The sequence below is a fragment of the Alcanivorax sp. HI0044 genome, from assembly GCF_001634945.1.
In genome coordinates, this window is record NZ_LWEZ01001767.1 from 1 (window position 1) to 1,178 (window position 1,178).

The window sequence follows — 1,178 nt, forward strand, 5'->3', positions numbered from 1 at the left end:
ATCCAGCTTACGACGCTCCAGCTCCACCTCCGCACGCAGCAGATCCACCCGCGAAGCGCGCCCAGCACGACTGCGGCGGCGAAGCTCATCCAATGATGTTAAAGCGTTATCGCTGGCCAGTTTTGCCAGCGCCAGACGTTCCTGATACGCCAGCGCAGTCAGAAAAGCCTGGGCCGTGCGGGCCGCCACGTCGTAACGCAGCAAATCTTGCTCAATAACTGCAACAGACTGTTTTCCTTCTGCGACATCGACTCGGCTCTCAACCTGCTTTCCCTCTAAAGCCCAACTCAGACTGAGCGTCGCCTGGGCACTATCGGCACCTTCATAGATGCCACTCCCCAGCACATCCTCAACTTCCAACTGAATCTCGGTTCCGCGGCGAATCTCTGCCTGGCGAATTTGCGCCCGGGCAGCCTGGGTTCGGTAGGCCAGAGCCTTGATCTGGGGATGCTGCTCCAAGCTTCGCTTTATTGCCTGAGTGAAGGTCAGTTCAGCTTCAGCAGCCTCCAGTGGCGACGCGAAAGCCAGCACTCCCAGTAGTATCAGTGGCGCAAAAAACCGATCGATTCTCGGTTTTTTGCGCGTAAAAAAAATTGAAATTCTATTCATCAGAACACTCTTAATGAAGAAATAAGGTTTCCAGAAAATGGTGCACAAGATCAACACTGGCGGCACTGCATAGTGCCGCAACCACCACCACAGCGCCGACAACCGCCACAGACACACTGCGCTGTTCAGTCGGACCCAGCAAATGAATAATCCGTCGCTGAACCGCATGGGCAGCAAAATGACAATGCACCTGACCAAGTTCCTGCTCTCTAAAGCGGGTCGCCAGTTTTTCTACATTCAATAACGACTGGGCAATTGCGGCAGGCTTCGGATAACGGCGCAACACCCATTCGTCCGCTCGCTGCTCCTGAACTAACTCTAGTTCCGCCAGAAGAAAGCGGCGTACAGGTGAGGGATAAAGCCCTACCAACATGGCAAATAGGCTTTTCCTCAAAGGATCACGGCGAACAATATGGGCTTGTTCATGCAGGCCGATAATATGCCGTTCTTCTTCCGAGATAGAAGAAGCAAGCCCGCGAGTAATGAAGGCCTGCGGTGACAATAACCCCGCGACAAACGCCATGGGCGCATCAGCATCTAACTCGGCAAGTCCACCCTCGCTACGCTCA

At 54.3% G+C, this 1,178-nt stretch carries 2 protein-coding genes; both read right to left on the minus strand.

Going from position 1 to position 1,178, the window contains the following annotated elements:
- Nucleotides 1-657, minus strand: a 657-nt coding sequence (locus tag A3730_RS26400; protein ID WP_197477659.1) for a TolC family protein, incomplete at its 3' end; no start/stop codon positions are given.
- Nucleotides 620-1,178 (minus strand): M56 family metallopeptidase (locus A3730_RS26405; protein WP_231884057.1); only part of this gene is annotated, 559 nt, incomplete at its 5' end. The genes A3730_RS26400 and A3730_RS26405, both read right to left, overlap by 38 nt.